The sequence below is a fragment of the Paraburkholderia caledonica genome, assembly GCF_000383275.1.
GTDB classification, from domain to species: domain Bacteria; phylum Pseudomonadota; class Gammaproteobacteria; order Burkholderiales; family Burkholderiaceae; genus Paraburkholderia; species Paraburkholderia caledonica.
In genome coordinates this window covers 57,908-83,753 of record NZ_KB911035.1, presented here as the reverse complement: position 1 = coordinate 83,753, position 25,846 = coordinate 57,908, and the positions used below count along the sequence as shown (strand labels likewise).

Here is a 25,846-nt window from a genome sequence, read left to right as displayed (position 1 = left end):
AAGGTACTTCGATCCTTTAGCACAGAACGTCTCTAGCTTTTCACTAAACCTTGGTTGGGCGGCGAATTACCGGTTGCTACCATCTCGCGCTCAGACAACCACGGCCGATACAACAATGAAGAGCTCGAGTTCGCATCCGGCGGCGTTCCCCACCATTCCCAGGCTGCGGGCACTCGGTGCCGCCGTTGCCAGTATCGTTGCGCTCGCATCGTGTTCCGGCGAGGTTTCTCCAACACCGCCGGCTGCTACGCCGGTGGCCGCGAAACGCCCGAACATTCTGTACATCATGGCGGACGATCTCGGCTACTCGGACATTCACGCGTTCGGCGGCGACATCGACACGCCGAATCTCGATGCGCTCGTGCAATCCGGACGCATTCTCACGAACCATCACACAGGCACGGTTTGCGCGATCACGCGAGCGATGCTGATTTCGGGCACCGACCACCACCTGGTCGGCGAGGGCACGATGGGTGTGCCGACCGACGAACGCAAAGGTCTGCCCGGCTACGAAGGCTATCTGAACGATCGCGCGCTGTCGGTCGCACAGCTACTCAAGGACGCCGGCTATCACACGTACATGGCGGGCAAGTGGCATATCGGCTCGGGCATTGTGGGCAGCGCGACGGGCAGTGGACAGACGCCGGACCAATGGGGCTTCGAGCACAGTTACGCGCTGCTCGGCGGCGCCGCCACGAATCACTTCGCACACGAGCCCGCCGGCTCGAAGAACTACACCGAAGACGGGCAGTACGTTCAGCCCGGTCAGCCGGGACAACCGGGTGGCGCGGGCGGCAGCCCGGCCGTGTTCTATTCGACCGATTTCTATACGCAAAGACTGATCTCGTACATCGATTCGCACAGAGGCGACGGCAAGCCGTTTTTTGCGTATGCGGCGTACACGTCGCCGCATTGGCCGCTGCAGGTGCCTGAACCGTATCTGCACAAGTATGCGGGCAAATACGACGCCGGCTACGACGCGGTTCGGGCGGCGCGCATCGCGCGACAAAAGGCGCTCGGTATCATTCCCGCCGATTTCAACCCGTATGCAGGCGCGCCTGAAACGCTCGCGGCTACGCCGGCGACCGCGGGCAACGGCACCGTCAACGCGAGATACGTCAGCGCCGTCCATAGCGCCGCGCAAGGTTATAGCGACTACGGTCCGGGCAATGTGAACAAGTCGTGGGCCAGTTTGTCAGCCGATGAAAAGAAAGCGCAGGCGCGCTACATGGAAATCTATGCCGGCATGGTCGACAACCTCGATCACAACATCGGCCTGCTGATCCAGCATCTGAAGGACATCGGCGAGTACGACAACACGTTCATCATGTTCCAGTCGGACAACGGGGCCGAAGGCTGGCCGATCGACTCCGGCGCGGACCCGACGGCGACGGATACGGCGAACGCGGCGGAGCCGGTCTACTCGACGCTCGGCACCGACAACGGGCTGCAGAACGCGAAGCGCTTGCAGTACGGCTTGCGCTGGGCCGAAGTCAGCGCGGCGCCGTTCCGTCTGACCAAGGGCTATTCCGGCGAGGGCGGCGTATCGACGCCGTTGATCGTGCATTTGCCCGGGCAGACCGTGCAGAAACCAACCTTGCGTGTCTTCACGCACGTCACCGACAACACGGCCACGTTCCTCGCCGTCGCGGGCGTGACGCCGCCGACGCAGCCCGCTCCGCCGCTGATCAACTTGCTGACGGGCGTCGATCAGAACAAGGGCAAGGTGGTCTACAACAACCGCTACGTGTATCCCGTCACGGGGCAATCGTTGCTGGCGGTTCTGAGCGACCAGTCGAACAGCGCCGTGCATACCGCGTCGTTCGGCGATGAAGCGTACGGTCGCGGCTATCTGCGCAGCGCCGACGGCAAATGGAAGGCGTTGTGGACGGAGCCGCCGCTCGGTCCCGTCGACGGGCACTGGCAGCTGTACGACATGACGTCGGACAGAGGCGAGACGACAGACGTGGCGGCGCAGAATCCGTCGATCATCGACGGACTCGTGCAGCAGTGGAACGCATACATGTCCACCGTCGGCGGCGTCGAACCGCTGCGGCCGCGCGGCTACTACTGAGCGGAATTGCCACGGTCATGAGCATCAGAGCAAGAACGCTTGCCGGCTTTGGCGGCCTGTTCGCCGCCGTTTTCTGCGTCGCGTTCGCGGTCGCGGCGTGGCCCGCGCGAACGGCGGGCTTCGACGATATGAACCGCGCGCGCCCGCTTGCGCCGCTCGGCTCAGAAGCGCAGTGCGAGCGCTACGCGGGTCTGCCCGCCGGCTGGCGCGATGACGCGAAGGCCGGCATGGTGCATCTGCACGGCGGCACCTTCGTGCTCGGCAGCACACGCGGTTATGCAAACGAGCGGCCGGTGGGCGACGGTCTTACGCGCGTCGGCGGTTTCTGGATCGATCAGACCGATGTGACGAATGCACAATTCGCCGAGTTCGTCCGCGCGACCGGCTACGTCACCGACGCTGAAAAGCAGGGCGGCGCGGCGGTCTTCCACATTCCGACGCGGGAAGAAATGAACGCACGCGACCTTGCGTGGTGGAGCTGGGTCAAGGGGGCATCGTGGCGGCATCCGACGGGCGAGGGCAGCAACATCGACGCGCAGATGAGTCAACCGGTGACGCTCGTCACGCAAGCCGATGCGTTCGCGTATGCACGGTGGCTCGGCCGCGACTTGCCGACCGAGGCCGAATGGGAATACGCGGCGAAGGGCGGGCAGGAGGGCGCGGACCTCGACACGGCGCCGCGCGACGCGCAAGGCAAGCCCGCCGCAAATTACTGGCAAGGCGTGTTCCCCGTTCTCAATACGAACGAGGACAAGCATGTGGGTCTGTCGCCCGTCGGCTGTTATGCGGCCAACGGGTTCAAGCTGTACGACATGATCGGCAATGCATGGGAGTGGACCAGGGACGTCTACACGGGCGAACACCAATCGCATACGAATGGCGATACCGCGGCAATCGCACCAGCCGCGCGCAGACACGACACGCCGATGGTCATCAAGGGCGGCTCGTTCCTGTGCTCGCGAGATTACTGCGTGCGCTACCGGGCGTCCTCGCGCGAGCAACAGGAAGCGGATCTGCCGGCATCGCATATCGGGTTCAGGACCATCTTGCGGGACACCAAAGGATGAATCCGCGACGTGTTGTTAACGCAGCGATCAGCGCGGTATTGATCGGCGCGGCGGCTATGTGCGGATCGGCAGTTTTCGCGGATGCCGCGCAGCCGGCCGTGAAAGTAGGCGTCAGGCGCGGCACGCATGCCGAAATCATGAACGAAGTGCGGCGCGTCGCAACCGCTCGCGGACTCGACATCGACGTGGTGACGTTCGATAGCGGTGCGCAGATCGACGCGGCGCTTGCCGCGCATCGTATCGACGCCGCAAGCTTCGAAGACGGCCCAGGTTTTGAAGCGTCGCGCAGAAAACACGGCTTTCCGCTTTATGAAGTGGCGACGACGGTCACCCTGCCCATGGCGCTCTACTCGCGCCAACTGACGAGCCTCGCGCAAATCCGGCGCGGCGCGAGTGTCGTCATTCCTGACGACCGGGAAGGCATGGCGCGGGCGCTAGTCCTGCTGCAGAACTACACGCTGCTAACGTTCGACGACAGCGCCGGCCTTCACGCGACGTTGCGAGATGTGACGGGCAATCGCCTGAACCTGACGCTGCGTGCGCTGCCCCGCAACCGGCTCGTCGCGGCGTTGAATGCGGCAACGATTGTCGTGATGGACAGCGAGAGCGCGCAACGGGCCGGACTTTATCCTGCACGCGACAGCATCGGCATTGAGGACGCCCGCTCACCGTACGCCGGCGTGCTGGCGGTGCGCGAGGCCGAGCGGGGCGAGCCGTGGGTCGCGCAACTGGTGTCGGCCTATCACTCGAACGATGTAGCGCATTTCATTCTGACGCGCTATCAGGACTCGGTGCGCCGGCCATGGTGAGCGCGATCCCGCTCGCATCCTGCGCTGGCCCGGGATCGCCCCTCGAATCCGCTGCTGCTATGAGGCGTCGGCGACGTGGCATGAGTGATCGAGCAGACCTTCGGCGGACCCGCTGCCATTGTCTGCATCGAGGCCGCTGTTCACGACTAGCCAGCCATCTTTCTCTGCCGATGGTCCCGCACCCGTGACAAGGATGGTTTGCAGCGCCATTGCATCGGCGTTACGGTTGTCGCGCGAAACAAGGCGAAACGGATCGCTCGTGCCGTTCAGCGCGGTAATTCGCATGATCCGGTAACGGTTGCCGTCGAGCGTGTCCCAATGCCATTCGCCGGGCGCGTCTTTCGCGTGGCGCGCGAGCGCGTCGCTGATATCGCGGCGCATGCAATCGATATGAATATGCAACTGGTTTTGCGAGCGGCGGAACTGGGAGTTGATTTCGAGCCCCAACTGATCGTCGCGCAGCGTCCGCTTGACCGAGCGATTCACGTAGTCGCGTGAGGTCCACGCGTCGGCCCAATAGCTCTGCGCATGTGGCGCGAGCAAGAGCGGACTTTCAATGCCACTGATACGGTCGGTCGGAATCAGCAGATACTGCGAGCGGCCGACGATATCCTTCAGGATTGCATAGCGTTTGTCGAGATCCACGAACGTGCATTGACCGGGCGTGCCGGTGGCCTGTTGCGAAGGCACGCAGCGCATGTCGACGATCTTCCATAACGCATTGGAATCGACGGCCGCAAGACGCGCGCATCCGGCGGCGGCAAGCGCGATGCCCAGCGCCGCAACGACGCGCCGGAAGTAACGTGTGCGTGCCTCCGTTGGTCGGCGACCATCGGATCCGGAAAATCGAGGCGTATCTGGAGGTGTTCTTATCGGCGCTTGAGCCTGAACGTGAGCATGATCTTGAGCGTGAGCTTGAGGGCGAGTTATTTCTATCGGCATGTTTTATTTTGCTTAAAGCACGGGCGGCGGCAATGTGCCCAGTAACTGTTCGAACGCCACGCCGATGGCGAGCAGACGCCTGTCGCTGCCAAGCGGTCCATCCAGTTCGAGACCGACCGGCAAACCGTGTGCGCTCATTCCCGCGGGCAAGGACAGTCCGGGAATGCCTGACGTGCTGGCCGGATCGGTATTGCGCAGGAACGCTTCCATCGTATCGATGGGCGGCGCGCCGTCGATGGAGACTGTCGATGAACCGTTGATCTCGTCCATCGGCACCGCAGTGAGCCGTGTGGTGGGAAACAGCAGCGCATCGAGACGTTCGTCGGCGAAAGTAGCAGCGATATAGGCCTGCAGCAATGGCCGCCAGTGATTAAGCGCCGCCTCGTAGTGCGCGTCGAGCGAGCCTGCGATCACCACGTCATAAATTGCACGCACATCGGGGCTCGCGATGCGAGCCGCCAGTTCGCTGACGGTCTGCACCGGCGCCTGGTTGGCGACGAGCCAGGCGTTCACATCGTCGCGCGCTTCGTGAATAGCGATCGGGCCGCCGACCATGCCGTTGAGGTCGTTCAGTTCGCTCATCGCCACCGGCACGAAAACAACGCCCGCTGCTTCGAGCCGATTCAGCGCGGCGCGCGCCACGTCCTCGACCTGCTGCGCGAGACCTTCCCACAGCGGCGCCGGCAAGCCGATGCGCAAGCCGTTCAGCGCGACGGTGGGCAACGCACCCTCGCCGGTAATCACGCCGTCGAGCAGCGCGATATCGGCTACTGTGCGCGCCATCGGTCCGACGGTGTCGCGGGTATGGCTGATCGGCACCACGGCGTCAGGGTCGTGATAGCGCCGCTCGGTGCCGCCATTGCCAACCGACGGACGAAATCCCGCGGTGCCGGTCAACGCGGCGGGGATGCGAGTCGAGCCGCCGGTGTCGGTGCCGAGCCCCGCGGGCGCAATGCGTGCAGCGATTGCCACCGCCGTGCCGCCCGACGAGCCTCCGGGAATCAGCGTGGGATCGTACGGATTGCGCACCGGCCGGGCATGCGTCGCGAGATTGGTACTCGTTATGCCGAACGCGAGCTCGTGCATGTTGGCCTTGCCGAGAATGATCGCGCCGGCGTCGATGAGACGTTGCACCGAACGCGCGTTGGTGCTGGGCACGAAACCTTCGAGAGCGGGCGTGCCTGCGGAGGTCTGCAGTCCCGCGGTATTGATGTTGTCCTTAACGACGATCGGCAGTCCGGCAAGCGGCAGTTGCGCTCTCGCCGACGCGGGCAGCGCGTCGATGCGCCGGCCGGCGGCAAGTGCGCCGTCGAGATCGATCACGGTCAGCGCGTTGAGCGTGCCGAGCGCCGCCGCTCGCGCGAGAAGTGTCGCGACGTAATCTGTTGCCTTGAGCCTGCCCGACTGGATCGCGGCGACTGCGTCGGTTGCACTCAACGCAAGCTGTTCATCGACGGTCCATGTCATGGACGTGCTCCTTATCATGCAGTGTTTGTTCGACGCGAACGGGTGATGAAACGCAACGCGAATCGCGCGAGCGTGGGCACGAGCCGCGGACGCAGCAGCCGCACGTCATAGCCGCTCATGCGGCGCTCGTTCTCCGCGAGGCATAGCTCGATGAGTTCGGGCGTTTCGAGCCCTTTGCCGATCACACTGCTGTTCGCGGGCAGGAAGTTCGAGTCGTGCGCGACGCCGTTCGCGTCGATGCCTCTCGCAATGGCTACGCGCTCCCAGATCAGCACGGCCCAGATCGCGGCCACGCGCAACGCGTGCCACGGCCTGCGCCACAGCGGCATGTTATGTCGATGCCACGCGACCCAATTAACGAAAAACAGGATGTGGCGCGCTTCTTCCTGGATCACGGGCTCGAAAGTTTCGACGAGCGCTTCGGGAAAATAGCCTGACTGCTGCGCGGCGCGAAACAGGCCGAACGCAAAGAAACTGTCGATGCACTCGCTGTAGCCCGTGCGCATCCATGCCCATTCGGGATCGCGCGGCGGCGGATAGTGCGGTTCGGGCGCGATCTCGATGCCGTATGCCGCAATCAGTTTTGCAAGCACGCGTTTGTGACGGGCCTCTTCGTCGCCGTCCATCGTGATGGCTTCGCGAAGCAGCGGGTCGCTCAGTCGCTCGGCGTAAGTGTGAACGTTGATCGACGCGCGGCCTTCGGTCTGCACCGCAATGTCCCAGATGGGCAGCGAGCACAGCCGCTCGAGGGCATCGGGCGACAGCGCAGGCCAGTCGATCACGGCGGGTTTGTAGGGATCGTGAGTCTCGAGCAACATGCGGCAGAACATGTGCTTGTGCGCCTCGGAGCCGATCTTCACGCGGGCGGTGCCGGTGAAGGTCCAGTGGCGCAGGCTGTGGTCTTCGGCTACATCTATCAATGAGTCGGACATGGCAAGCGTACAGAGAGCGAACTCGATGTGTCGCCTATTCTGTCACATTGCCCCGGGATACGGCGCCTGCGGTGCACTGCAGGCGCCCGATGATCGTGGCCACTGGGCGGCACTGCGGGTCACTGCGGGGTCACTGCTGATTATCGACCCACATGCGTCCCCAGCGAAACGCGTAGTCGAGCGCGTGTTCTTCGTCAAAGAAATAATCGAGCGCGTCGAAACAGTATGCCTGGCTGCGGCTCGCGCTGGCTTTTTCGATGGTCAGGTTGGCGGCGAACAGCCCATTGGGCAAACGTTGCGCGGCCGGTGCAACTTCGTAGCCCTTGTAGCGAATATGTGAATTCATAGTTGTGGCAGTGAAGATGCCCGCTTATGTTGCAAGGAGCCGGTGCATATGACGCCACGCGTTTGCGTGGGCATCAGGCGGCGGATGAGTCGGCGGGCAGGCTCAAGCGTAGGCCGCACTGAAGGGCCCGTGAACCAATCTTTCTTCGCAAGCAAATTAGCGGAGGTCCGGAACGCTTGTCAGAAGACCGGGTAACGGCATGTTTGCCGGGTTCGGACACACTATCCCGCGCGCAACGTTATTAGTCTGTTATGTGGCGCACGGTTCGTACAAGCGCGAGTGCCCCCGGTCCGCGAATGCGGCCCAGGGCGTCGTAGGCGAGGGATTAAACCGCGTGCAGCAGACGTGCGGGTTGCGCGTGCTGCTGTGAGGTACCCGATGCATTCGGGCTTGCCGCGCGATGCGCGTTGAAGGCCAGCGCGAATTGCGCGGCTTGCTGGCCGACGGTAGCGAGTTGATCGACCACCTTTGCGTCGGAACAGGTGTCGACACTATCGAAGCGTGTTTCGAGCGTGTTGATGCCGGCCCCGAATGGCGTCGGCCAGCCGCGCAACGCGTGCACGATCGAGCGCAGAGACGTCAGCACAGAACCCGCGGCTTGCCAGCCATAGGCGGTCACGATGCAGCCGACCGCGCGGCCGTCCAGATACGGACGCTCGTCGGCGCGTAGTTCCTCCAGCGTGTCGAGCGCGTTCTTGACGAGTCCGGAGACGCCGCCGTGATAGCCCGGCGTCGCGATGATCAGCGCGTCGGCGTGGCGCACGGCTTCGATCAGTTCGAGCTGTTCGTCGGTGCGTTCGCTGTGTTCCGGCGCGTAATGCGGCAGGCTATGCAGGAACGTGCCGCCGAACAGCCGGGTGGTGGCACCCGCCGCCTGAGCGCCGCGCAGCGCAAAGCCGAGCGCTCGCTCGGTCGACGAGGCCGCCCGCGTCGTGCCGCCAATGCCGACAACGAGCGGCCGGCGGTTATGGTCGAAACTGGTCAACGAAATGCTCCTTCTGTAGCGGATCACGGCGCTTTCGCGCGAGTCCGCGCTGAGGCGGGCCGGGCTAAACCGGACTTTGAAGCACCATCTTAATGAGCGCGAGGCCCCGCACGAAGCGACTTTTTGTTCTAACCATATAACCGCGAGCCGTGGGTGTGCGCTTGGGTGGCTCCGCCCGTGTCGATTTGCGCCGATCGCATCTGATTGTCCGCACTTCACGGGCCCCGATAAGCATATGGCGAACAATTGGTTGGGGGCGCAAGTGGTGGCCGCTATGATCGAAGCGTCTCCTCCATGACACTCCTTGACATGGGACTCGGCCTCGCCACGTTAGTGGCGGGGCTTTTTTTTGTCCGTCGGTTCGCACGACGCGCAGACGCCGCGCGTTCACGGTCCAGCCGTTTATCGCGTGCTACGATGGTCCGCGACACGATACCCGGCGAGTTCGAGCAGGCAAATGGCAACCCTCTATGACACCCTCGGCGTGCCCATGCACGCCACCGGCGAAGAAATCAAACGCGCGTACCGCAAGGCCGCGATGAAGTGGCATCCCGACCGCAACGTGGGCGCCGAGGAAGTTGCGCGCGCCACCTTCCAGGAGATTCGCGACGCCTACGCGATTCTGTCGGACGCGCAGCAACGCAAGGTGTACGACGCGGTCTACGCCGAGCAGATGCGGGAATGGGAGCGGCAGCGCTCGCGTCATCAACAGGCACAGGCGGAGCGCGAGGCAGCGGCACGCGCGGCAGAAGAGGCGGCTTACGCCAGAATGGTCGCACTTGCAATGCGTTTCGCCGACGAAGGCCATAACCGCGATGTCGTGTTCGGCGTACTGCTCGGGCGGGAATGCGATCCCGCGCGCGCCGCGCAGATCGCGGATAGCGTGGCGGCGTTGCAGGCTTCGCGGCGCGAGACAACGGTCAACCCAACTGCTACTGAGGCCGCGTCCGTCGAAGCGGGCGCCGACAGGTCATTTGAACCGGCAACGGCGGGCGCTCATAGCGAAGAACCTGCCGATCGCGACGCGCATGCCGCTCGCGCAGCCCACGGCAAACGCGAGGAAGCGGCAGGGGAGACACATCCGGCCGGAGGCTTGGGCGGGCTGTGGTTTCAGTTCCTCAATGGGCTGAAGTTCTGATTATCTGGCTTCGCTCGCCCACTTCAGGGCGTTTCCAGGGGCAAATTCCCGTAGCGCGCGGATTAAAGACATCGTACTGTCACGGGGGCGCAAGACTCAGCGGGCACAATCGCACCTAGAAGATACAAAAACAGAGTACGGGGTAAGCGTGACCAGGAAATATAAAGTGCTGTTTCTCTGTCGTGAGAATTCAGCACGCAGCATCATGGCGGAAGCTTTGCTTCGGGAACTGGCCGGGCACCGGTTCGAGGCATTCAGCGGAGGGCCCGAGCCGGCCTTGCGGGTTCATCCATTGACGGTCGCGCAACTGCGGCCCGGCGTGTCGGACCTCGGCGTGCTATGCCCGAAAAGCTGGCTTGAATTCACCGGCGAATGGGCGCCCCGCATGGATCTCGTGGTCGCGCTCGACGCGAGCGTTGCGGTTCCGCATGCGCCCGCCTTTCCGGGAGACCCCGAACTCGCTGCCTGGCATTTTGCCAATCCGCTCGCCGACGGTATATCCGAGTCAGAGCGCGTTCGCGTGTTTCAAAAGGTGTTCTGGCAAATCGTGCGTCAGTTAAGCGCCTTTATTGAAGCGCCGCAAGATGCGCTGCTGTCGCGAGCGATGTCGGCCCGCGGTGCACGCACTCGTGCTCCTGCCAGTTTGCCCAACCTGTAACGTATAGCGATAGCGCGGCGCCGGCCACTCAGTGCTCGTTCGAGCGCGCGAGCGGACTGCCTGCAAATGGATCGTTCTTCCAGTCGACGCGCTTTTTCGGCTGCGGCGCGGGTGCGGGCGGAGCCGATAATTCAAAATGGTCGATTGATTGGCCTGCGCTGATTGCCTGCTTGAGCCATTGGGGCATTTCCCCCTGGCCGTCCCAGCTGTCTCCTGTCGCGCTGCGGTAGCGTGCGTTCTTTTGCGCGGCAGGTTCGGATGCTAGCAGGGCGGCAAGGTCTTCCGGTTTGATGCCAAACTCTTCCATGCGATGGCGGAGATACGCAATCATGCTATCTCGCTTCCTTTCGTCCATAAGATATTAGTCCTTCTAAAGCGTCCAGCGTTCTGTCAAATGCAGATTGCGAGGAAAACCCGCGAGAGCTTCGAGTCCAATTAAATGGCGCCGGTCCGCGGTGAGGTTATTGATCGAAATTGGAAACAACGATGATGACGATGCACTGATTTGGGCGGCTGGTCTCGCGTCCACGCACTGTCTTACGACGGCGTTCCGCGCGCGGCCCTTTCTTGTGGTTATGACAGCATCATAACGCACTGCGCGCGCAATGCACGCACCGTTTTAACTGATTTTGTCGCATTTGAACGCTCATGCGAAGGTTGTTCGCTCCGCCCCCAGTATTGTTCACCCTTTCCGTGCGCCAATTTGAATTCCGTGGCGGCCGAACTATAAAAGAATAGCGGAGAGAACAATCCGTGTTTTCCAGCCTGAGGCGCCTGATCCCGCATCGTACTAGCGTAGCCGGCGCCGGCCAGGGCGCGGGCGACTCGTTGCTGGTTGCATTCGACGGGTCGACGCAGCGGGCCCGCGTCGCTATTGGCACTTGCGTCGGCCTCCATCGGCCAGAAAGTTTTTTACGCAGATCGATTATTGGGGAGGGGCGATACTGCTGCGCCGGATTCAAGGAGTCTGGACCATGAAACTTCGTTTATTGATGGCGGTGGTGACCGCCATTCTTTTCCTCGCGCCGCGAGCCGCAAACGCCGACGACGCGCCAACTCAGCCGGGCGCCGGCACAACTTCCGGCCACAGGCTGATGCAGCACGCGAACGAATCGGCACAGGCAACGACCGACATGTCGTTGATAGAACCCGCGGGAACGGCTTCTCAGTCCGTTCAGAATGTCTCTTATGGCGGGACGGCGGCAGGGCGCTCAGAATCGGGAACCCGGCAAAATATGCCCTGTTCGGGCGGCCCGCAATGCAGGATTTACTTCGGGCGGTAAGCCGCGCAATACGTCGAGGTGGCACGCTCCCAGCGGGCGCACCGCCTCGCGTTTCCGTTCATGCCAGCGCGGGTTGCGCGGTTGTGTCTTCGGAGCTTTCGACGATGCGGCTCACCATCGCCTCGACTCCCGGTCCTTGCATCGCGGCGCGCTCGCCGAAGCGGCGAAACTCGTCGAGCAGCGAACGCCACGACGCATGCCAGCGCGTTTCCTTGATACATGTACCCGACGGATCGGCGATCCGCAATATGCCGCTGTCGGGATAAAAGGTCAGGGTGACCGGCATGCCGTCGATGACGCAGGTCGCGGTGCAGGGGCGGGTGCTAACCATGTTCGAATTCCTTTGAGTGAGCGATGAGTGCGCTAGATGCTGTCCGCGCATTCAGCAAGCGTCATGCCCAACGCTGCCGTGCGTCGCCGTCGCAGGAAAGGTGAGCGCACAACGACGCTCGATTCGCTCGAATAACCCCACCCGCAACTGCAATTTTTCGCAGGGCTCAGCGAGCGATTTAATACGATGTTAAGGTGTGTTCCGTCCAGCATGCACCCACCACTTCGTCGATCGAAATTCAGAGCAGGCCAATATGGCCTGCTTTTTTACTCGTGCCGTACAGCTTGCGAGTCGATCTTCGAAGGTGATTAGCAATGTGCAGTTGCTCTAATCCCATTCGTTGTTAATAACTCGCAAACAATACTATGTTAAGAGAAGATAATCTGCCGGCGAGCGCCGTCGCGCCCGGCGATGCGCCATCGTCGTCGCTACGTTCGTGGCTCGCAGTCGTGGCCGTTGCGATCGGCGCCTTCGCGTTCGTCACCACGGAGTTTTTGCCGGTTGGCCTGTTGCCGCGCATCGCCGCGGATCTCGGCGTGTCTGCCGGTACGGCCGGTTTAATGGTCACTGTGCCCGGCGTTATCGCCGCGATCTCGGCGCCCGGCTTGATGCTGGTCGCCGGTCGAATGGATCGGCGGCTCGTGTTTCTGTTACTCACGGCCTTATTGCTTGCGTCGAATCTGATTTCCGCGTTTGCGCCGAACTTCGGTTTGATGCTGGTGGGCCGCGCATTGCTCGGCGCCGCGCTGGGCGGTTTCTGGACACTCGCGACTGCGGCGTCCGGGCGCCTCGTGCAGCCGAAAGATTCGGCCCGCGCAATGGCCACCATTCTCACCGGCGTGACCTGTGCGACGGTGATCGGCGTGCCGCTCGGAACCTTCATTGCCAGCTTCGCGTCGTGGCGCGCGTCGTTTATGGCAACGGGCGGTCTCGTCGCGGCTGCGCTCATCGCACAGTTCCTGTTCGTGCCGTCTTTGCCGTCGAGCGTCGCATTGCGGCTGAACGATCTGGTTTCGCTGCTGCGCAGGCCCTATCCGCGCCGGAGCATGGTGATGGTCGGGCTTGTGTTCGGCGCGCATTTCTCGTCGTACACGTACATCACGCCGTTCCTGCTGCGCAATGCAAATCTCTCGATGGCGACTGTCACCTGGTTGTTGCTTGGCTTCGGCATCATCGGGTTCTTCTCGAACTTTGCGGTTTCGTCGACGGTCACGCGCAGCCTGAAAATCTCGCTCGGCGCAATGATCTCGCTGCTGATGTTCGCGCTCATTCTGCTGCCCATGTTGCAGCATTCGTCGATCGGCGTCGTCGCGCTCGTGCTCGCGTGGGGCGTTTCTTTCGGCGCGTTGCCGCTATGCTTCAGCATCTGGATTCAGCAAGCCACGCCGGATTCACCGGAAGCGGGCTCTGCGCTTTTTGTGAGCATCATTCAGGTGGCGATCGCGGTGGGCTCGCTAGTCGGCGGTATCGTGGTCGATCAGGTCGGCATTTCCACCGACTTTCTGTTCGGTAGCGGCCTCGCGTTGCTCGGCCTGGCGGCGCTCGTGAGCTTCGGCCGAAGCGGCGCGGGCAAACTCGCGCCGAAAGCGGTAGCTTGCGCCGAGTGCAGTGCGGCGTGTGGAGACTAGTCACGCAATCAGGTCTGCGGGCGTCGATGTGGTATTGATTTTCAAGCGCGCGCCCGCAATTTCGTTTGCTGACTATCTATACATTTGACACGCCCGGCGAGTGCTGATGAACGAAGCACAAGCCGTAAGCCAGGCGAAAGCCGGACGCCACCCACGCAAAAGACAAGCGGATGAAACACACGGAATCGACACGACCCTCTGCCACGCGCGCGGAACTGCTGTGCTTTCTCGTAGCGATCGCAGCGGCCTCCTATGCACTCAGTGCGGACTGGCGTGTGGATCACGTCGTCCAATGCTGCCGCCAGTGGCTCGCGAAAAACAACATGAGCATGGACTGGCTCGAACGCGTGAACATCGGGCAGCTCGCTTTGAAGATCGCGAGCCGGGATCTGAAGGACGCGGGCGTTGCCGTGCGACTGTCGAATGTACAGGCGCTCTTCACCAGCGAAATGGAGCTGAACGAAGCAAGCACGATGGTTCAGCGAATGATGGCGCTTTGCCAGGAAGCGCTTTGATGTGGCCTTATTGATTCACGGTCGCGACGGCGCTCGGCCAGACCTCGCAGTTGCCGTAACCTTTCCCCCAGTCCTTTCCCAAAGTCCTGTCGCATTGGCGCCTTGTGCGCCGCCACGCCCCGATCCGCTTTTGTTATCGACCTTTCCAATTCTCGGATTGTTGAGGCATCGCGTCGCTCGTATATTGGCGTGAAGCGCAACACGGACGCTAACGGCTACAACAACTTGGGCGCGCGTGAACCGTGCGACAGGAGACACAAATGAATCGAATCGATCTGGACGGACGCGTTGTCGCCATTACTGGTGGCGCTCGCGGCATCGGCTACGCGGTGGCGCAACGGGCGCTGCAATCGGGCGCGTCGGTCGCCCTATGGGACGTCGACGCCGAACGTCTCGCGCGCAGTCAGCGCGAACTCAGCGAATTCGGCAAGGTGACGGCAGTGACCGTCGAGCTCACACAGGAATCGGCGGTGGCGCAAGCTGTCGAACGGACCGTCGCCGATCACGGCGCGATCGACGTACTCGTCAACTGCGCGGGCATTACGGGCGGCAACGGCACCACGTGGGAACTGGAGCCTGATGTCTGGCGCCGCGTGATCGACGTAAATCTGATCGGCCCGTACCTCACGTGCCGCGCGGTCGTTCCGCAGATGCTGAAGCAGGGCTATGGACGCATCGTTAACATCGCGTCGGTGGCGGGCAAAGAGGGCAACCCGAACGCCTCGCATTACAGCGCGTCGAAGGCGGGGCTGATCGGTCTAACAAAATCGCTCGGCAAAGAGCTTGCGACGAAGAACATTCTCGTCAACGCGGTCACGCCCGCTGCGGCCAAGACCGAGATTTTCGATTCGATGTCGCAGCAGCACATCGACTACATGCTCTCGAAGATTCCGATGAACCGTTTTCTGTTGCCCGAGGAAGCGGCGTCGTTGATTCTGTGGCTCGCATCCGAAGACTGCGCGTTCAGCACCGGTTCGGTATTCGACCTTTCGGGCGGACGCGCCACTTACTGAGCATTCGCGCGGGCGTCGCGCGGATATACGGCGCCCCGAAAAATACGAGCCGCAAGCAGCACGATATACAAGAACCGCGCAGCCACCAACGCGAGTTGCGCGAAGGAGACGACATGGACCCGCATGCGAGCGCTTCACTGGAGGCGATCAACAGCAAGGTAATGCGCCGGCTGTTGCCCTTCCTGCTGCTGATGTACGTGCTGGCGTTTCTCGACCGCGCGAACATCGGCTTCGCGCAAAAAGCGCTGCAACACGACACGGGGCTCTCGAACGCGGCGTTCGCATTCGGCGCGGGCGTGTTCTTTGTTGGCTATGCATTGTTCGAAGTGCCAAGTAATCTGCTGCTGCATCGTGTCGGCGCGCGTGCGTGGATGTGCCGCATCATGGTGACATGGGGACTCGTATCGGCAGCAATGTGTCTCGCTCATACCGCCACCACGTTCTACACACTGCGCTTCTTGCTGGGCGTTGCCGAGGCAGGCTTTTTCCCCGGCGTGATCTATTACCTGACGCACTGGTTTCCGCAGCGCGCGCGTGCACGCGCCGTCGGCATGTTTTATTTCGGCGCACCGTTGGCGTTTATTTTCGGCAGTCCATTGTCGGGCTTGCTGCTCGAACTGAATGGCGCGCTGGGTCTCGCGGGCTGGCAGTGGCTTTTTCTCGTCGAAGGCATTCTGGCAACGCTCGTCGGCGTCTGGGCGTTCTGGTACCTCGACAATCGTCCGGAAAACGCCCGCTGGCTTAACGAGCAGGAGCGCACAAGCCTGCGCTCGGCTCTCGACGAAGACGCGCGTGCGGCGTCCGCGCATGGGCCGCATCGCCTTCTCGCCGCGCTAGTAGATCGTCGCGTGCTGCTGCTCTCGCTGATCTATCTGCTGATTCAAATGAGCGTGTACGGCGTGATCTTTTATCTGCCGCAACAAGTCGCAGCTCTGTTCGGCACGACAGTGGGATTTCATGTCGGCCTCGTCGCGGCATTGCCCTGGCTCTGCGCGCTCGTGGTGACCTGGTATGTGCCGCGCCGCGCGGATCGCACGGGCGGACACCGTCTGTGGGCGTCGGCGTTGCTTGTCGTCGCGGGCCTTGGCATCGGCGTGTCGGGTCTCGCTCATGACCCCGCGATCGGGCTTGTTGCGTTGTGTTGCGCGGCGAGCGGTTTCATCGCGGCTCAACCGCTTTTCTGGACCTTCCCGACACGCCTGCTAACCGGTGCGGCCGCCGCGGGCGGCATCGCGCTGATCAACTCGCTCGGCAGCCTCGGTGGCTTTATTGCGCCCAGCTTGCGCACCGCTGCGGAACACGCGTTTTCCTCGACATCTGCGGGACTGGTCGTGCTGGGCGCGTCGAGCCTCATCGCCGCGCTGCTGATCGGCACGCTGCTGCGTGGTCACGCACAGGCACCAGGCAAAACCCACGACTTGCTGCACCGCGCCCGCTAAGGGCACATTTCCGGCGACACGTTCGACGCCTATCACGGAGCCCCTCTCTCATGGCCATGCCTACTATCCGGCACGTGCGTGCCTTCATCGTCCGCGGCGGCGGCGCGGACTATCACGATCAGCCCGGCGGACACTGGATCGACGATCACATCTCCACGCCGATGGCGCGCTATCCCGAGTATCGCCAGAGCCGCCAGTCGTTCGGCATCAATGTGCTGGGCACGCTGGTGGTCGAGATAGAAGCAAGCGACGGCACGGTCGGCTTCGCGGTGACGACGGGCGGCGAAATCGGCGCGTTCATCGTCGAGAAACACCTTGCGCGTTTTCTTGAAGGTCAGCTCGTGACCGACATCGAGAAGATGTGGGATCAGATGTACTACGCCACGCTTTACTACGGGCGCAAGGGCGTGGTTCTCAATACGATCTCCGGCGTCGATCTCGCCTTGTGGGATCTGCTCGCAAAGGTGCGCAAGGAGCCTGTGTATCAGCTATTGGGCGGTCCCGTGCGCGACGAACTCATGTTCTATGCGACCGGCGCACGTCCCGACCTGGCGAAGGAGATGGGTTTCATCGGCGGAAAACTGCCGTTGCAGCATAGCCCGGCAGAAGGGGAAGCCGGGCTCAAACTCAACCTCGAAAAGCTCGCGGACATGCGCAGCCGCGTGGGCGACGACTTCTGGCTGATGTACGACTGCTGGATGAGTCTCGACGTGCCGTACGCAACGCGCCTCGCGCACGCCGCGCACGAGTACGGGCTCAAATGGATCGAAGAGTGCCTGTCGCCCGACGACTACTGGGGTTACGCCGAACTGCGCCGCAACGTGCCGCGCGGCATGATGGTGTCCACGGGCGAACACGAGGCGACGCGCTGGGGCTTTCGCATGCTGCTTGAAATGCAATGCTGCGATCTGATCCAGCCGGACGTGGGCTGGTGCGGCGGCATCACCGAACTGATCAAGATATCGGCACTTGCAGATGCTCATAACGTGATGGTGGTGCCGCATGGTTCGTCCGTGTATAGCTACCATTTTGTCGTCACGCGTCATAACTCGCCTTTCTCCGAGTTCCTGATGATGGCGCCCAAGGCCGACGAAGTGGTGCCCATGTTCACACCGCTCCTGCTCGACGAACCGGTGCCCGTCAATGGACGAATGAAGGTGCCGGACACACCGGGCTTCGGCGTGAGGCTCAATCCGGAATGTGCGCTGGTGCGGCCTTATCCGCGTTGAGGGGCCGCAGTCAGGGATCACCCAGCATAGGAGAATGACGTGCTTCTCAAGGACAAGGTCGTGATCGTCACAGGCGGCTCACGCGGCATTGGCGGCGCGATTGCCGTCGCGTGCGCAACGGAAGGCGCGGATGTGGCGATCAACTACTGGGGCGATAACGACGCGTCGTACGGACGCCGTTCCGCGGTCGCCGAAGTGGTCGAGCAGATCGAAGCGCTCGGGCGGCGCGTGATCGCAGTGGAAGGCAACGTTGCCGCGCGCGAAACGGGTCAGCTACTCGTGCGCCAGACCGTCGAAGCGTTCGGCAAGGTCGACGTGCTCGCAAGCAACGCGGGCATTTGTCCGTTCCATGCGTTTCTCGACATGCCGGCGGAGGTGCTGGAGTCGACAGTCGCGGTCAATCTGAACGGCGCGTTCTACGTCACGCAGGCGGCCGCGCAGCAAATGAAAGCGCAAGGCACCGGCGGGGCGATTGTGGCGACCAGTTCGATCAGCGCGCTAGTGGGCGGCGGCATGCAGACGCATTACACGCCGACCAAGGCAGGCGTTCATTCGCTGATGCAGTCATGCGCGGTTGCGTTAGGACCGTACGGCATCCGCTGCAATTCGGTCATGCCCGGCACGATCGCAACAGATCTGAACGCCGAAGATCTCGCCGACGAAGCGAAGAAGGCCTACTTCGAAAAGCGCATTCCGCTGGGCCGGCTGGGCCGTCCCGAAGACGTGGCCGAATGCGTGGTGTTCCTCGCGTCCGACCGCGCGCGTTATGTGACGGGCGCGTCGTTACTGGTGGACGGCGGCCTGTTCGTCAATCTGCAATGACGCGCGATGCCGAAATCAACTGACCGGAGCGGAGGCAGCAGCGGCTTGCGCGGACGCAGCGGTATCTTCGCGTGCGAGAAGCCGCGAGAAGCCGCGCAGCAGTTCGATGAAGCGCAGCGCGGGTTCGGCGAGCGTTTCTTCCTTGCGCGTAAGAATACCGAAGCCCGCAAGGCTCTTGCCGATCTCGAGCGGCAGCGCAACGAGCAGCTTGCCGCGCAAATGATCGCGCACTACCGACTCCGGCAGCATCGCCACGGCATCGTAGTTTTCCAGCAATTGCAGTGTGGCGAAGATCGACGCGCATTCGGTGAGATTGACCGGCGTGGCAAGTCCTGCACGCGCGAGTTCTTCCTCGAACAACACGCGCGCCGGACTGCTTACCGGCTGTGCAACCCAAGGCCAGTCGATCAGTTCGCGCAGCGTCATGCGCGCCCGGCTCGCAAGCGGATGCACCGAACGCACGACGAGCAGCAAGGTCTCGCGCGCGAGGGGCTCGAAACTGAAATCGTTGTGTTGCAACGGACTCGTCAGTCGTCCAAGCGCAAGGTCGACTTCGCGGCGATGCAGCAATTGCACCACCTGGTCGCTGGTCTCGCCGAGAATGCGGACGTTCAGCAACGGGCTTTCGGTTTTCAACGCGGCGACGGCCATTGCCAACAGATCGGGCGCCGCGCCCATGATCGCGCCAACGGTCAACTGTCCATGTCCGCCGCGTCGTTTGACTTCCAGGTCTTCGGCGAAACGCGTGAGTTCGGCGAGCGCACGCCGTGCGTAGGCCAGCGTGACGACGCCCAGCGGCGTGGGCGTCATGCCGCGCGCGTTGCGCTCGAACAGCAGAAAGCCGAACGCCTCTTCGATATCGCCCAACATGCGGCTGGCGCTCGGCTGTGCAACGTTCACTGCTTCGGCGGCCTGGTGGAGGTTGCGCGCGTCGTCGAGCGCGACGAGCAGCGCAAGGTGCTTGAACTTGAGCCGATTGACGAGTGCGACAGTTGCTGAGAGTTGGCTCATGGTTGCCGTGCGATTCGGTTTGTGGATCGCCCAATCCCAACTACGGATTGAGATGCTATCGACGCACGAATTATAGTCTTTGCAGGCGCTTCGCCGCGAAGGCGCCAATAACGACGAGACAGCCGCAATGGAGACAATCGCTTTCCGGATGGTGCTCAACCCCGGCATGCGCGAGGAGTACGAGCGCCGTCACGCCCAGATCTGGCCAGAGCTTGTTGACGCGTTGCACAACGCGGGCGTGCGCGAGTACCGGATTTTCTTCGACCCCGGCACCGATCATCTATTCGCCGTGCTCACGCGAACCACGCATCACACGATGGACGCGCTCCCCGAACTCGAAGTCATGCGCAAATGGTGGGATTACATGGCCGACATCATGCATACAGCGCCGGACCACACGCCGCATCAGCAACCGCTCGAACAGGTGTTTCGTCTGAGTTCGCTCGGCTGACGTTCACGCTGAATTGCACGCTTGAAACGACGGAGGCATCGCATGCAGGTTGTCGATTCGCATATTCACTTGTGGGACCTGAAGACGCATCGCTATCCGTGGCTTGAAAATCCCGGCGTGTCGTTTGTTGGCGATGCGCGCGACCTGAAGCACGACTATCTGCTCGCCGATCTGCTCGGCGAAGCCGGGGATATCGATGTGAAGAAAGTCGTGCACGTGGAAGCGAATCACGATCCCGCCGACCCCGTCGAGGAAACGCGCTGGCTGCAAGGCATTGCGGATCGTCATGAATCGCGCGGCATGCCGAACGCGATTGTCGCCGCGGTGGATCTTTCTTCAGCGGATGCGCCCGCGTTGCTCGAAGCGCATGCGTCGTTTGCCAATACGCGCGGCATCCGGCAGATTCTCAACGTGCACGAGAACAGGCTGTTCGACTATGTGGGCCGCCATTTCATGCGCGAGCCGCAATGGCGTGAGAACTTTGCGTTGCTGCGCCGTTACGACATGTCGTTCGACCTGCAACTTTATCCGTCGCAAATGGAAGAAGCAGCGGCGTTGGCGCGTGCGCATGGCGACACGCACTTCGCTGTCAACCATGCCGGCATGTTCGTCGATCGCGACAGCGTCGCCGGTTACCGGGCATGGCGCGACGGCATGGGCATGCTGGCGGATTGCGAGAACGTCTGCGTGAAGATCAGCGGACTTGCGATGTTCGATCATCACTGGACTGTGGAAAGCTTGCGGCCCTACGTGCTCGAAACGATCGACACGTTTGGAGTCGAGCGCGCAATGTTCGCGTCGAACTTTCCCGTCGATCGCTTGTTCGGCTCCTACGCGGGTTTGTGGCATGCGTATGCAACGATTGTCGAAGGTGCGAGCGCTGCAGAGAAAGAGGCGCTGTTTTGCGGTAACGCCGAGCGTTTCTATCGCATCTGAAGCGGGTCGCGTGGACACAAGCAGGACGGGCACGCCATAACGTAAAAGAAGGAGACACGCAGTGCAGCAACCTACATCCGCCGTGCCGAGGCTCGAATTGCGGCACGCGAGCAAATCGTTCGGCCGGGTCCGCGCGCTATCGGACGGCGATCTCTCGTTGTGGCCGGGGGAAGTGCACGCGCTGCTCGGCGAGAACGGCGCGGGCAAGTCGACGCTCGTGAAGATTCTTGCGGGCGTGCATCAGCCGGATAGCGGGGAACTGCTGGTGGACGGCGTCGCGCGCCGCTTCGCCACGCCTGCTCAAGCGCGCGATGCCGGGCTCGCGGTGATCTATCAGGAACCTACGCTGTTCTTCGACTTGTCGATCGCGGAAAACATTTTCATGGGACGGCAACCGGTCGACCGGTTCGGGCGCATTCAATACGACGCGATGCGCCGCGAGGTAGACGGACTGCTCGCCTCGCTCGGCGTCGATCTGCGCGCGGATCAACTGGTGCGCGGCTTGTCCATTGCAGATCAGCAAGTCATCGAAATCGCAAAGGCGTTGTCGCTGAACGCCAATGTACTGATCATGGACGAACCGACAGCGGCCTTGTCGCTGACGGAAGTGGAACGTCTTTTTGCAATCGTGCGCAAGCTACGCGAGCGCGATGTGGCGATACTCTTCATCACGCACCGTCTCGACGAAGTCTTCGCGCTGACGCAACGCGTTACGATCATGCGCGACGGCGCGAAGGTGTTCGACGGCATGACTGCCGATCTGAACACCGACGCGATCGTGTCAAAAATGGTCGGCCGCGATCTGGAGACGTTCTATCCGAAAGCGGAGCGACCGCCTGGCGAAGCGCGCCTGTCGGTGCGAGGGCTCACGCGCGTGGGCGTTTTCAAGGACATTTCTTTCGACGTGCGGGCAGGCGAAATCGTGGCGCTGGCGGGGCTGGTCGGCGCGGGTCGCAGCGAAGTCGCGCGTGCGATTTTCGGCATCGACCCGCTCGACGCCGGCCAAATCCAGATAGGCGGCAAACCGCTCGCGGACGGCAGTCCCGCTGCCGCCGTGCGCGCCGGCCTCGCGCTGGTACCGGAAGACCGCCGGCAGCAAGGACTCGCGCTGGAGTTGAGCATCGCGCGCAACGCGTCGATGACAGTGCTCGGCCGTCTCGTCAGACACGGTCTCATCACGACACGCAGCGAGACGCAGCTCGCGAACCAGTGGGGCACGCGCCTACGGCTGAAAGCGGGCGATCCCAACGCGCCGGTCGGCATGCTGTCGGGCGGCAATCAGCAGAAAGTTGTGCTGGGCAAGTGGCTCGCCACGAACCCGAAAGTTTTGATCATCGACGAACCCACTCGCGGTATCGACGTCGGCGCGAAAGCGGAGGTGTATAGCGCACTTGCCGAACTGGTGCGCGACGGCATGGCAGTGCTGATGATTTCGAGCGAATTGCCGGAAGTACTGGGCATGGCCGACCGCGTACTGGTCATGCACGAGGGGCGGATCAGTGCGGACATTGCACGGGCCGAGGCCGACGAAGAACGCATCATGGCCGCGGCGCTGGGACAACCGATTCCACCGTTAGGGAACGCGGCATGATGCGCCATTCTTCGACTCACCCCGCGCCGGTCCAGGCGCCGCCGCCTTCCAAGCGCCCGCCGGCCACAGCGGGTGGCTTCGCAGCGAACCTCGCGAAGAGCCGCGAGACGACGCTGTTCGTCGTGCTGATTCTACTGATCGTGGGCACCGCTCTCGCGAGGCCGCAGTTCCTGAATCTGCAGAATCTGCGCGACGTGCTGCTCAATGTGTCGATCATCAGCCTGCTGACCGCGGGCATGACGGTGGTCATTCTGATGCGTCATATCGATCTGTCGGTGGGCTCGACGGTCGGCATCAGCGCCTATGCCGTGGGCAGCCTGTACGTCGCATATCCGCAGATGCCGGTGGTCGTCGCCCTCGCGGCGGGGCTCGGCATCGGTCTCGTGGCAGGCGGCATCAATGCGCTGCTCGTGGCGGTGGGGCGCGTGCCGTCGCTCGTTGCAACGCTGTCCACACTTTATATATTTCGGGGTGCAGACTATGCGTGGGTGCACGGCGGACAGATCAACGCCACCAGTCTGCCCGATGCCTTTTCGCGGCTTGCGACCGGCACCTTCTTCGGCATACCGACGCTTGCGCTGATCGCGCTCGTCGTGCTGCTTGCTCTCGCTATTTACCTCAAGCAGTTTCGCGGCGGCCGTGAGCATTATGCGATCGGCTCGAATCCCGAGGCGGCGCGTCTCGCGGGCGTCAACGTCGAACGACGGGTCATGGCGGGTTTTCTGCTGTCCGGTGCAATTGCTGGCTTCGCGGGCGCGCTGTGGCTTGCGCGTTTCGGCACCGTCGACGCCAGCACCGCAAAGGGCATCGAGCTGCAGGTCGTCGCGGCTGCCGTGGTCGGCAGCGTCGCGATCACGGGCGGCGTCGGCACGATACTCGGTGCGACGCTCGGCGCGCTCGTGCTGGGCGTGATCAGCATTGCACTGGTCGTGCTGCACGTCTCTCCATTCTGGGAGCAGGCGATCGAAGGCGCGCTGATCGTCGCGGCTATTACCGCCGATACGTTGCTCGCCCGCTCCGTCGCCAAACGCATGATGAGGAAACGCGATCATGGCTAAACCCGATTCCGCGCTGCTCACGCGCAAACGCGAAACGCCGCTGCAATGGGAAGTATTGCTCGTGATCGTACTGATTCTGTCGATCGCGCTCGGGCGAGTGCTGTCGCCGGTCTTTCTGACCGGTGCGAATCTCAGCAACGTGCTGGCGGATCTCACCGAGATCGCGTTGATGGCACTGCCGATGACGTTGATTATCGTTGCCGCTGAAATTGACCTGTCGGTGGCTTCGGTACTCGGTGCATCCAGCGCGTTAATGGGTGTGCTGTGGCACATGGGCTTGCCGATGCCTGTCGTGATCGCGCTCGTACTGGTTGCCGGCGCTTTGGCGGGCCTGCTGAACGGGCTTGTGATCGTCAAGCTGAACCTGCCATCGCTCGCGGTGACCATCGGCACGCTCGCACTCTTTCGCGGGCTTGCCTACGTGCTTCTCGGCGACCAGGCCGTCGCCGATTTTCCCCCGGCCTATACGGCGTTCGGCATGGATACGCTCGGCGGCACTTTTGTCCCGTTGCCGTTTGCGATCGTGATGGTCGGCGCAGTGCTGTTCACCGTGTTGCTGCAGTCCACAGCGTTTGGCCGCAGCCTGTACGCAATCGGCGCCAATCCGACTGCCGCCGCGTTCTCCGGCATCGAAGTCACGAAGATCAGATTGCGTCTTTTCGTGCTGTCCGGTCTGATGGGCGCGCTCGCGGGCGTGGTCTACACGCTGCGTTTCACCAGCGCGCGAGGCGACAACGGCGAGGGCTTCGAGTTGTCGGTGATCGCAGCGGTACTGTTCGGCGGCGTGAGCATTTTCGGTGGGCGCGGCTCGATGATCGGCGTGCTGCTGTCGCTGCTGATTATCGGTGTGCTCAAGAACGCATTGACGCTCGACGACGTTTCGAGCGAGACGCTCACCATCGTCACCGGCGTATTGCTCCTTGCATCGGTGCTGATACCCAATCTGGTTGCGCGCTGGCGCGCGGCACGTGACCGGCGCTTCATCGCGAGGTCCGCTTCTTCTCAATAACGTCATCATCAAACCCGGACAGTACAACGTCCAACTACACGGCAGGAGACACGTCATGTTCAAACCACTACGTCACACCGGCGCGGCGGCGCTCTGCGTTGCGTTGCTCGCGATCAGTTGCGCGGCGTCCGCCGCGGGCCTGAAAAACGGCCTGAAGATCGCATTCGTGCCGAAGCAGATCAACAACCCATACGAAGTGATTGCCGACGACGGCGGCCTTGCCGCAATCAAGGAGTTCGGAGGCGTGGGCAAGGTGGTAGGGCCGTCGGATGCCGGGGCGTCGTCGCAGGTGCAGTACATCAACACGCTGATCACCCAGCGCCAGGATGCAATCGTGATTGCCGCCAACGACGCCAACGCGGTCGTGCCCTATCTGAAGAAGGCGATGTCGCAAGGCATCAAGGTCGTCACCTTCGATTCGGACACGGCACCCGAGGGTCGTCAACTGTTCGTGAATCAGGCGAACGCGGAAGGCATCGGCCGTGGTCAGATTCAACTCGTGTCGAAACTGATGGGCGGCGAGGGCGAATTCGCGGTGCTGTCCGCGACGCCGAACGCGACCAATCAGAACACGTGGATCAAGTGGATGCAGGAGGAGTTGAAAAAGCCCGAGTACTCGAAGATCAAACTGGTGAAAATCGCTTACGGCAACGACGACGATCAGAAGTCGTTTGTCGAAACGCAGGGTTTGCTGCAGGCATATCCGAACCTGAAGGCGATTGTCGCGCCCACCACGGTCGGCATTGCGGCGGCGGCGCGTTACATCTCGTCGTCGTCGAGCAAGGGCAAGGTCGCGGTAACGGGCCTCGGCACGCCGAACCAGATGCGCGCGTTCGTGAAGAACGGCACGGTCAAGGCATTCCAGTTGTGGGACCCGAACGAGTTGGGCTATCTCGCCGGCTACGCGGCGGCAGCGCTTGCGTCGGGAACGATCAACGGCAAGGAAGGCGAATCGTTCGATGCGGGCAAGCTCGGCAAGCGCACCATCGGTCCGCAAGGCGAGATCATTCTCGGACCGCCGACAACGTTCGATGCGAGCAATATCGACAAGTTTAATTTCTGAAGGGGCGTTCGGGGCGGAGAGCGAGGTGCGCAGGAAGCGGGGCGGTAGA

Annotated in this window: 26 protein-coding genes; 18 read left to right on the top strand and 8 right to left on the bottom strand. The window is 62.5% G+C overall.

Annotated features, from left to right (window positions below; all coding sequences use genetic code 11):
* Positions 1–115 precede the first annotated feature (115 nt).
* From H281_RS0106490 to H281_RS0106480, 3 genes are read left to right on the top strand one after another with little or no spacing between them, the layout of a single operon-like run.
* Entirely contained in the window at positions 116–2,074 is a 1,959-nt protein-coding gene (locus H281_RS0106490) for an arylsulfatase (protein ID WP_020066272.1), read from the top strand.
* 17 nt (positions 2,075–2,091) lie between these two features.
* A complete protein-coding gene (locus H281_RS0106485; RefSeq protein WP_020066271.1) occupies positions 2,092–3,141 on the top strand; it encodes a formylglycine-generating enzyme family protein in 1,050 nt (349 codons plus the stop codon).
* Between the two features lie 56 nt (positions 3,142–3,197).
* Complete coding sequence (locus H281_RS0106480) at positions 3,198–3,950, top strand: MetQ/NlpA family lipoprotein (RefSeq protein ID WP_241077852.1); 753 nt, start codon at positions 3,198–3,200, stop codon at positions 3,948–3,950.
* A gap of 57 nt (positions 3,951–4,007) precedes the next feature.
* Here the strand turns inward: H281_RS0106480 and H281_RS0106475 are convergent, their stop codons facing one another.
* The 5 genes from H281_RS0106475 to H281_RS0106450 form a co-directional block, all read right to left on the bottom strand.
* Complete coding sequence (locus tag H281_RS0106475) at positions 4,008–4,892, bottom strand: CDP-diacylglycerol diphosphatase (protein WP_084690043.1); 885 nt, start codon at positions 4,890–4,892, stop codon at positions 4,008–4,010.
* Between the two features lie 12 nt (positions 4,893–4,904).
* A complete protein-coding gene (iaaH, locus tag H281_RS0106465) occupies positions 4,905–6,359 on the bottom strand; it encodes an indoleacetamide hydrolase (protein ID WP_020066267.1) in 1,455 nt (484 codons plus the stop codon).
* A gap of 14 nt (positions 6,360–6,373) precedes the next feature.
* A complete protein-coding gene (locus tag H281_RS0106460) occupies positions 6,374–7,291 on the bottom strand; it encodes a hypothetical protein (RefSeq protein ID WP_020066266.1) in 918 nt (305 codons plus the stop codon).
* Between the two features lie 130 nt (positions 7,292–7,421).
* On the bottom strand, positions 7,422–7,637 hold the full coding sequence (locus H281_RS0106455) for a hypothetical protein (RefSeq protein ID WP_020066265.1): 216 nt from the start codon (positions 7,635–7,637) through the stop codon (positions 7,422–7,424).
* A gap of 325 nt (positions 7,638–7,962) precedes the next feature.
* Positions 7,963–8,622, bottom strand: a complete 660-nt coding sequence (locus tag H281_RS0106450) for an NADPH-dependent FMN reductase (protein WP_020066264.1) — start codon at positions 8,620–8,622, stop codon at positions 7,963–7,965.
* A gap of 457 nt (positions 8,623–9,079) precedes the next feature.
* On the opposite strand from H281_RS0106450, the gene H281_RS0106445 reads away from it, so the two are divergent.
* Positions 9,080–9,760, top strand: coding sequence for a J domain-containing protein (locus tag H281_RS0106445; protein ID WP_020066263.1), 681 nt, complete (start codon positions 9,080–9,082; stop codon positions 9,758–9,760).
* 205 nt (positions 9,761–9,965) lie between these two features.
* Positions 9,966–10,418, top strand: coding sequence for a low molecular weight phosphatase family protein (locus H281_RS0106440; RefSeq protein ID WP_408735235.1), 453 nt, complete (start codon positions 9,966–9,968; stop codon positions 10,416–10,418).
* Between the two features lie 28 nt (positions 10,419–10,446).
* Here H281_RS0106440 and H281_RS0106435 read toward each other — a convergent pair whose 3' ends face one another.
* Entirely contained in the window at positions 10,447–10,773 is a 327-nt protein-coding gene (locus tag H281_RS0106435) for an H-NS histone family protein (RefSeq protein ID WP_027775861.1), read from the bottom strand.
* A 619-nt stretch (positions 10,774–11,392) separates the two neighbouring features.
* On the opposite strand from H281_RS0106435, the gene H281_RS37620 reads away from it, so the two are divergent.
* On the top strand, positions 11,393–11,701 hold the full coding sequence (locus H281_RS37620; protein ID WP_020066260.1) for a hypothetical protein: 309 nt from the start codon (positions 11,393–11,395) through the stop codon (positions 11,699–11,701).
* Between the two features lie 58 nt (positions 11,702–11,759).
* Here the strand turns inward: H281_RS37620 and H281_RS0106425 are convergent, their stop codons facing one another.
* Complete coding sequence (locus H281_RS0106425; protein WP_020066259.1) at positions 11,760–12,032, bottom strand: hypothetical protein; 273 nt, start codon at positions 12,030–12,032, stop codon at positions 11,760–11,762.
* Positions 12,033–12,397: 365 nt separating this feature from the next.
* On the opposite strand from H281_RS0106425, the gene H281_RS0106415 reads away from it, so the two are divergent.
* The 6 genes from H281_RS0106415 (at position 12,398) to H281_RS0106385 (ending at position 18,678) form a co-directional block, all read left to right on the top strand.
* Positions 12,398–13,660 (top strand): MFS transporter, encoded by a 1,263-nt coding sequence (locus H281_RS0106415; protein WP_020066257.1) that lies wholly within the window; start codon positions 12,398–12,400, stop codon positions 13,658–13,660.
* Positions 13,661–13,830: 170 nt separating this feature from the next.
* On the top strand, positions 13,831–14,175 hold the full coding sequence (locus H281_RS0106410; RefSeq protein ID WP_020066256.1) for a hypothetical protein: 345 nt from the start codon (positions 13,831–13,833) through the stop codon (positions 14,173–14,175).
* A gap of 260 nt (positions 14,176–14,435) precedes the next feature.
* Positions 14,436–15,188: an SDR family NAD(P)-dependent oxidoreductase gene (locus H281_RS0106405; RefSeq protein ID WP_020066255.1), complete on the top strand. Its 753-nt coding sequence runs from the start codon at positions 14,436–14,438 to the stop codon at positions 15,186–15,188.
* A 113-nt stretch (positions 15,189–15,301) separates the two neighbouring features.
* Positions 15,302–16,627 carry an MFS transporter gene (locus H281_RS0106395; protein WP_020066253.1) on the top strand — a complete coding sequence of 442 codons (1,326 nt, stop codon included), beginning with the start codon at positions 15,302–15,304 and terminating at the stop codon, positions 16,625–16,627.
* Between the two features lie 50 nt (positions 16,628–16,677).
* Positions 16,678–17,856 (top strand): L-rhamnonate dehydratase, encoded by a 1,179-nt coding sequence (gene rhmD, locus H281_RS0106390; RefSeq protein WP_020066252.1) that lies wholly within the window; start codon positions 16,678–16,680, stop codon positions 17,854–17,856.
* 39 nt (positions 17,857–17,895) lie between these two features.
* On the top strand, positions 17,896–18,678 hold the full coding sequence (locus tag H281_RS0106385; protein ID WP_020066251.1) for an SDR family NAD(P)-dependent oxidoreductase: 783 nt from the start codon (positions 17,896–17,898) through the stop codon (positions 18,676–18,678).
* Between the two features lie 15 nt (positions 18,679–18,693).
* Here the strand turns inward: H281_RS0106385 and H281_RS0106380 are convergent, their stop codons facing one another.
* On the bottom strand, positions 18,694–19,689 hold the full coding sequence (locus tag H281_RS0106380; protein ID WP_020066250.1) for a LysR family transcriptional regulator: 996 nt from the start codon (positions 19,687–19,689) through the stop codon (positions 18,694–18,696).
* 127 nt (positions 19,690–19,816) lie between these two features.
* On the opposite strand from H281_RS0106380, the gene H281_RS0106375 reads away from it, so the two are divergent.
* From H281_RS0106375 to rhaS, 6 genes are all read left to right on the top strand, one after another.
* Positions 19,817–20,140 (top strand): L-rhamnose mutarotase, encoded by a 324-nt coding sequence (locus H281_RS0106375; RefSeq protein ID WP_027798380.1) that lies wholly within the window; start codon positions 19,817–19,819, stop codon positions 20,138–20,140.
* Positions 20,141–20,182: 42 nt separating this feature from the next.
* Entirely contained in the window at positions 20,183–21,076 is an 894-nt protein-coding gene (locus tag H281_RS0106370) for an amidohydrolase family protein (RefSeq protein WP_020066248.1), read from the top strand.
* 61 nt (positions 21,077–21,137) lie between these two features.
* Positions 21,138–22,667: a sugar ABC transporter ATP-binding protein gene (locus H281_RS0106365; protein WP_020066247.1), complete on the top strand. Its 1,530-nt coding sequence runs from the start codon at positions 21,138–21,140 to the stop codon at positions 22,665–22,667.
* The gene (locus H281_RS0106360; protein WP_020066246.1) at positions 22,664–23,725 is read left to right on the top strand and encodes an ABC transporter permease; all 1,062 of its coding nucleotides are present in this window, start codon (positions 22,664–22,666) and stop codon (positions 23,723–23,725) included. The genes H281_RS0106365 and H281_RS0106360 overlap by 4 nt, the downstream gene beginning before the upstream one ends.
* Positions 23,718–24,734: an ABC transporter permease gene (locus tag H281_RS0106355; RefSeq protein WP_020066245.1), complete on the top strand. Its 1,017-nt coding sequence runs from the start codon at positions 23,718–23,720 to the stop codon at positions 24,732–24,734. The genes H281_RS0106360 and H281_RS0106355 overlap by 8 nt, the downstream gene beginning before the upstream one ends.
* A gap of 55 nt (positions 24,735–24,789) precedes the next feature.
* Positions 24,790–25,797: a rhamnose ABC transporter substrate-binding protein gene (rhaS, locus tag H281_RS0106350; RefSeq protein ID WP_020066244.1), complete on the top strand. Its 1,008-nt coding sequence runs from the start codon at positions 24,790–24,792 to the stop codon at positions 25,795–25,797.
* The last annotated feature ends 49 nt before the right edge of the window (positions 25,798–25,846 follow it).

Excerpts from the sequence above, each read along its gene's own strand:
- H281_RS0106490 (WP_020066272.1), top strand. The coding sequence starts at position 116 with ATGAAGAGCTCGAGTTCGCATCCGGCGGCGTTCCCCACCATTCCCAGG.
- H281_RS0106485 (WP_020066271.1), top strand. The coding sequence starts at position 2,092 with ATGAGCATCAGAGCAAGAACGCTTGCCGGCTTTGGCGGCCTGTTCGCC.
- H281_RS0106480 (WP_241077852.1), top strand. The coding sequence starts at position 3,198 with ATGTGCGGATCGGCAGTTTTCGCGGATGCCGCGCAGCCGGCCGTGAAA.
- H281_RS0106475 (WP_084690043.1), bottom strand. The coding sequence starts at position 4,892 with ATGCCGATAGAAATAACTCGCCCTCAAGCTCACGCTCAAGATCATGCT.
- iaaH (WP_020066267.1), bottom strand. The coding sequence starts at position 6,359 with ATGACATGGACCGTCGATGAACAGCTTGCGTTGAGTGCAACCGACGCA.
- H281_RS0106460 (WP_020066266.1), bottom strand. The coding sequence starts at position 7,291 with ATGTCCGACTCATTGATAGATGTAGCCGAAGACCACAGCCTGCGCCAC.
- H281_RS0106455 (WP_020066265.1), bottom strand. The coding sequence starts at position 7,637 with ATGAATTCACATATTCGCTACAAGGGCTACGAAGTTGCACCGGCCGCG.
- H281_RS0106445 (WP_020066263.1), top strand. The coding sequence starts at position 9,080 with ATGGCAACCCTCTATGACACCCTCGGCGTGCCCATGCACGCCACCGGC.
- H281_RS0106440 (WP_408735235.1), top strand. The coding sequence starts at position 9,966 with ATGGCGGAAGCTTTGCTTCGGGAACTGGCCGGGCACCGGTTCGAGGCA.
- H281_RS0106435 (WP_027775861.1), bottom strand. The coding sequence starts at position 10,773 with ATGGACGAAAGGAAGCGAGATAGCATGATTGCGTATCTCCGCCATCGC.
- H281_RS37620 (WP_020066260.1), top strand. The coding sequence starts at position 11,393 with ATGAAACTTCGTTTATTGATGGCGGTGGTGACCGCCATTCTTTTCCTC.
- H281_RS0106425 (WP_020066259.1), bottom strand. The coding sequence starts at position 12,032 with ATGGTTAGCACCCGCCCCTGCACCGCGACCTGCGTCATCGACGGCATG.
- H281_RS0106415 (WP_020066257.1), top strand. The coding sequence starts at position 12,398 with ATGTTAAGAGAAGATAATCTGCCGGCGAGCGCCGTCGCGCCCGGCGAT.
- H281_RS0106410 (WP_020066256.1), top strand. The coding sequence starts at position 13,831 with ATGAAACACACGGAATCGACACGACCCTCTGCCACGCGCGCGGAACTG.
- H281_RS0106405 (WP_020066255.1), top strand. The coding sequence starts at position 14,436 with ATGAATCGAATCGATCTGGACGGACGCGTTGTCGCCATTACTGGTGGC.
- H281_RS0106395 (WP_020066253.1), top strand. The coding sequence starts at position 15,302 with ATGGACCCGCATGCGAGCGCTTCACTGGAGGCGATCAACAGCAAGGTA.
- rhmD (WP_020066252.1), top strand. The coding sequence starts at position 16,678 with ATGGCCATGCCTACTATCCGGCACGTGCGTGCCTTCATCGTCCGCGGC.
- H281_RS0106380 (WP_020066250.1), bottom strand. The coding sequence starts at position 19,689 with ATGAGCCAACTCTCAGCAACTGTCGCACTCGTCAATCGGCTCAAGTTC.
- H281_RS0106375 (WP_027798380.1), top strand. The coding sequence starts at position 19,817 with ATGGAGACAATCGCTTTCCGGATGGTGCTCAACCCCGGCATGCGCGAG.
- H281_RS0106370 (WP_020066248.1), top strand. The coding sequence starts at position 20,183 with ATGCAGGTTGTCGATTCGCATATTCACTTGTGGGACCTGAAGACGCAT.
- H281_RS0106360 (WP_020066246.1), top strand. The coding sequence starts at position 22,664 with ATGATGCGCCATTCTTCGACTCACCCCGCGCCGGTCCAGGCGCCGCCG.
- H281_RS0106355 (WP_020066245.1), top strand. The coding sequence starts at position 23,718 with ATGGCTAAACCCGATTCCGCGCTGCTCACGCGCAAACGCGAAACGCCG.
- rhaS (WP_020066244.1), top strand. The coding sequence starts at position 24,790 with ATGTTCAAACCACTACGTCACACCGGCGCGGCGGCGCTCTGCGTTGCG.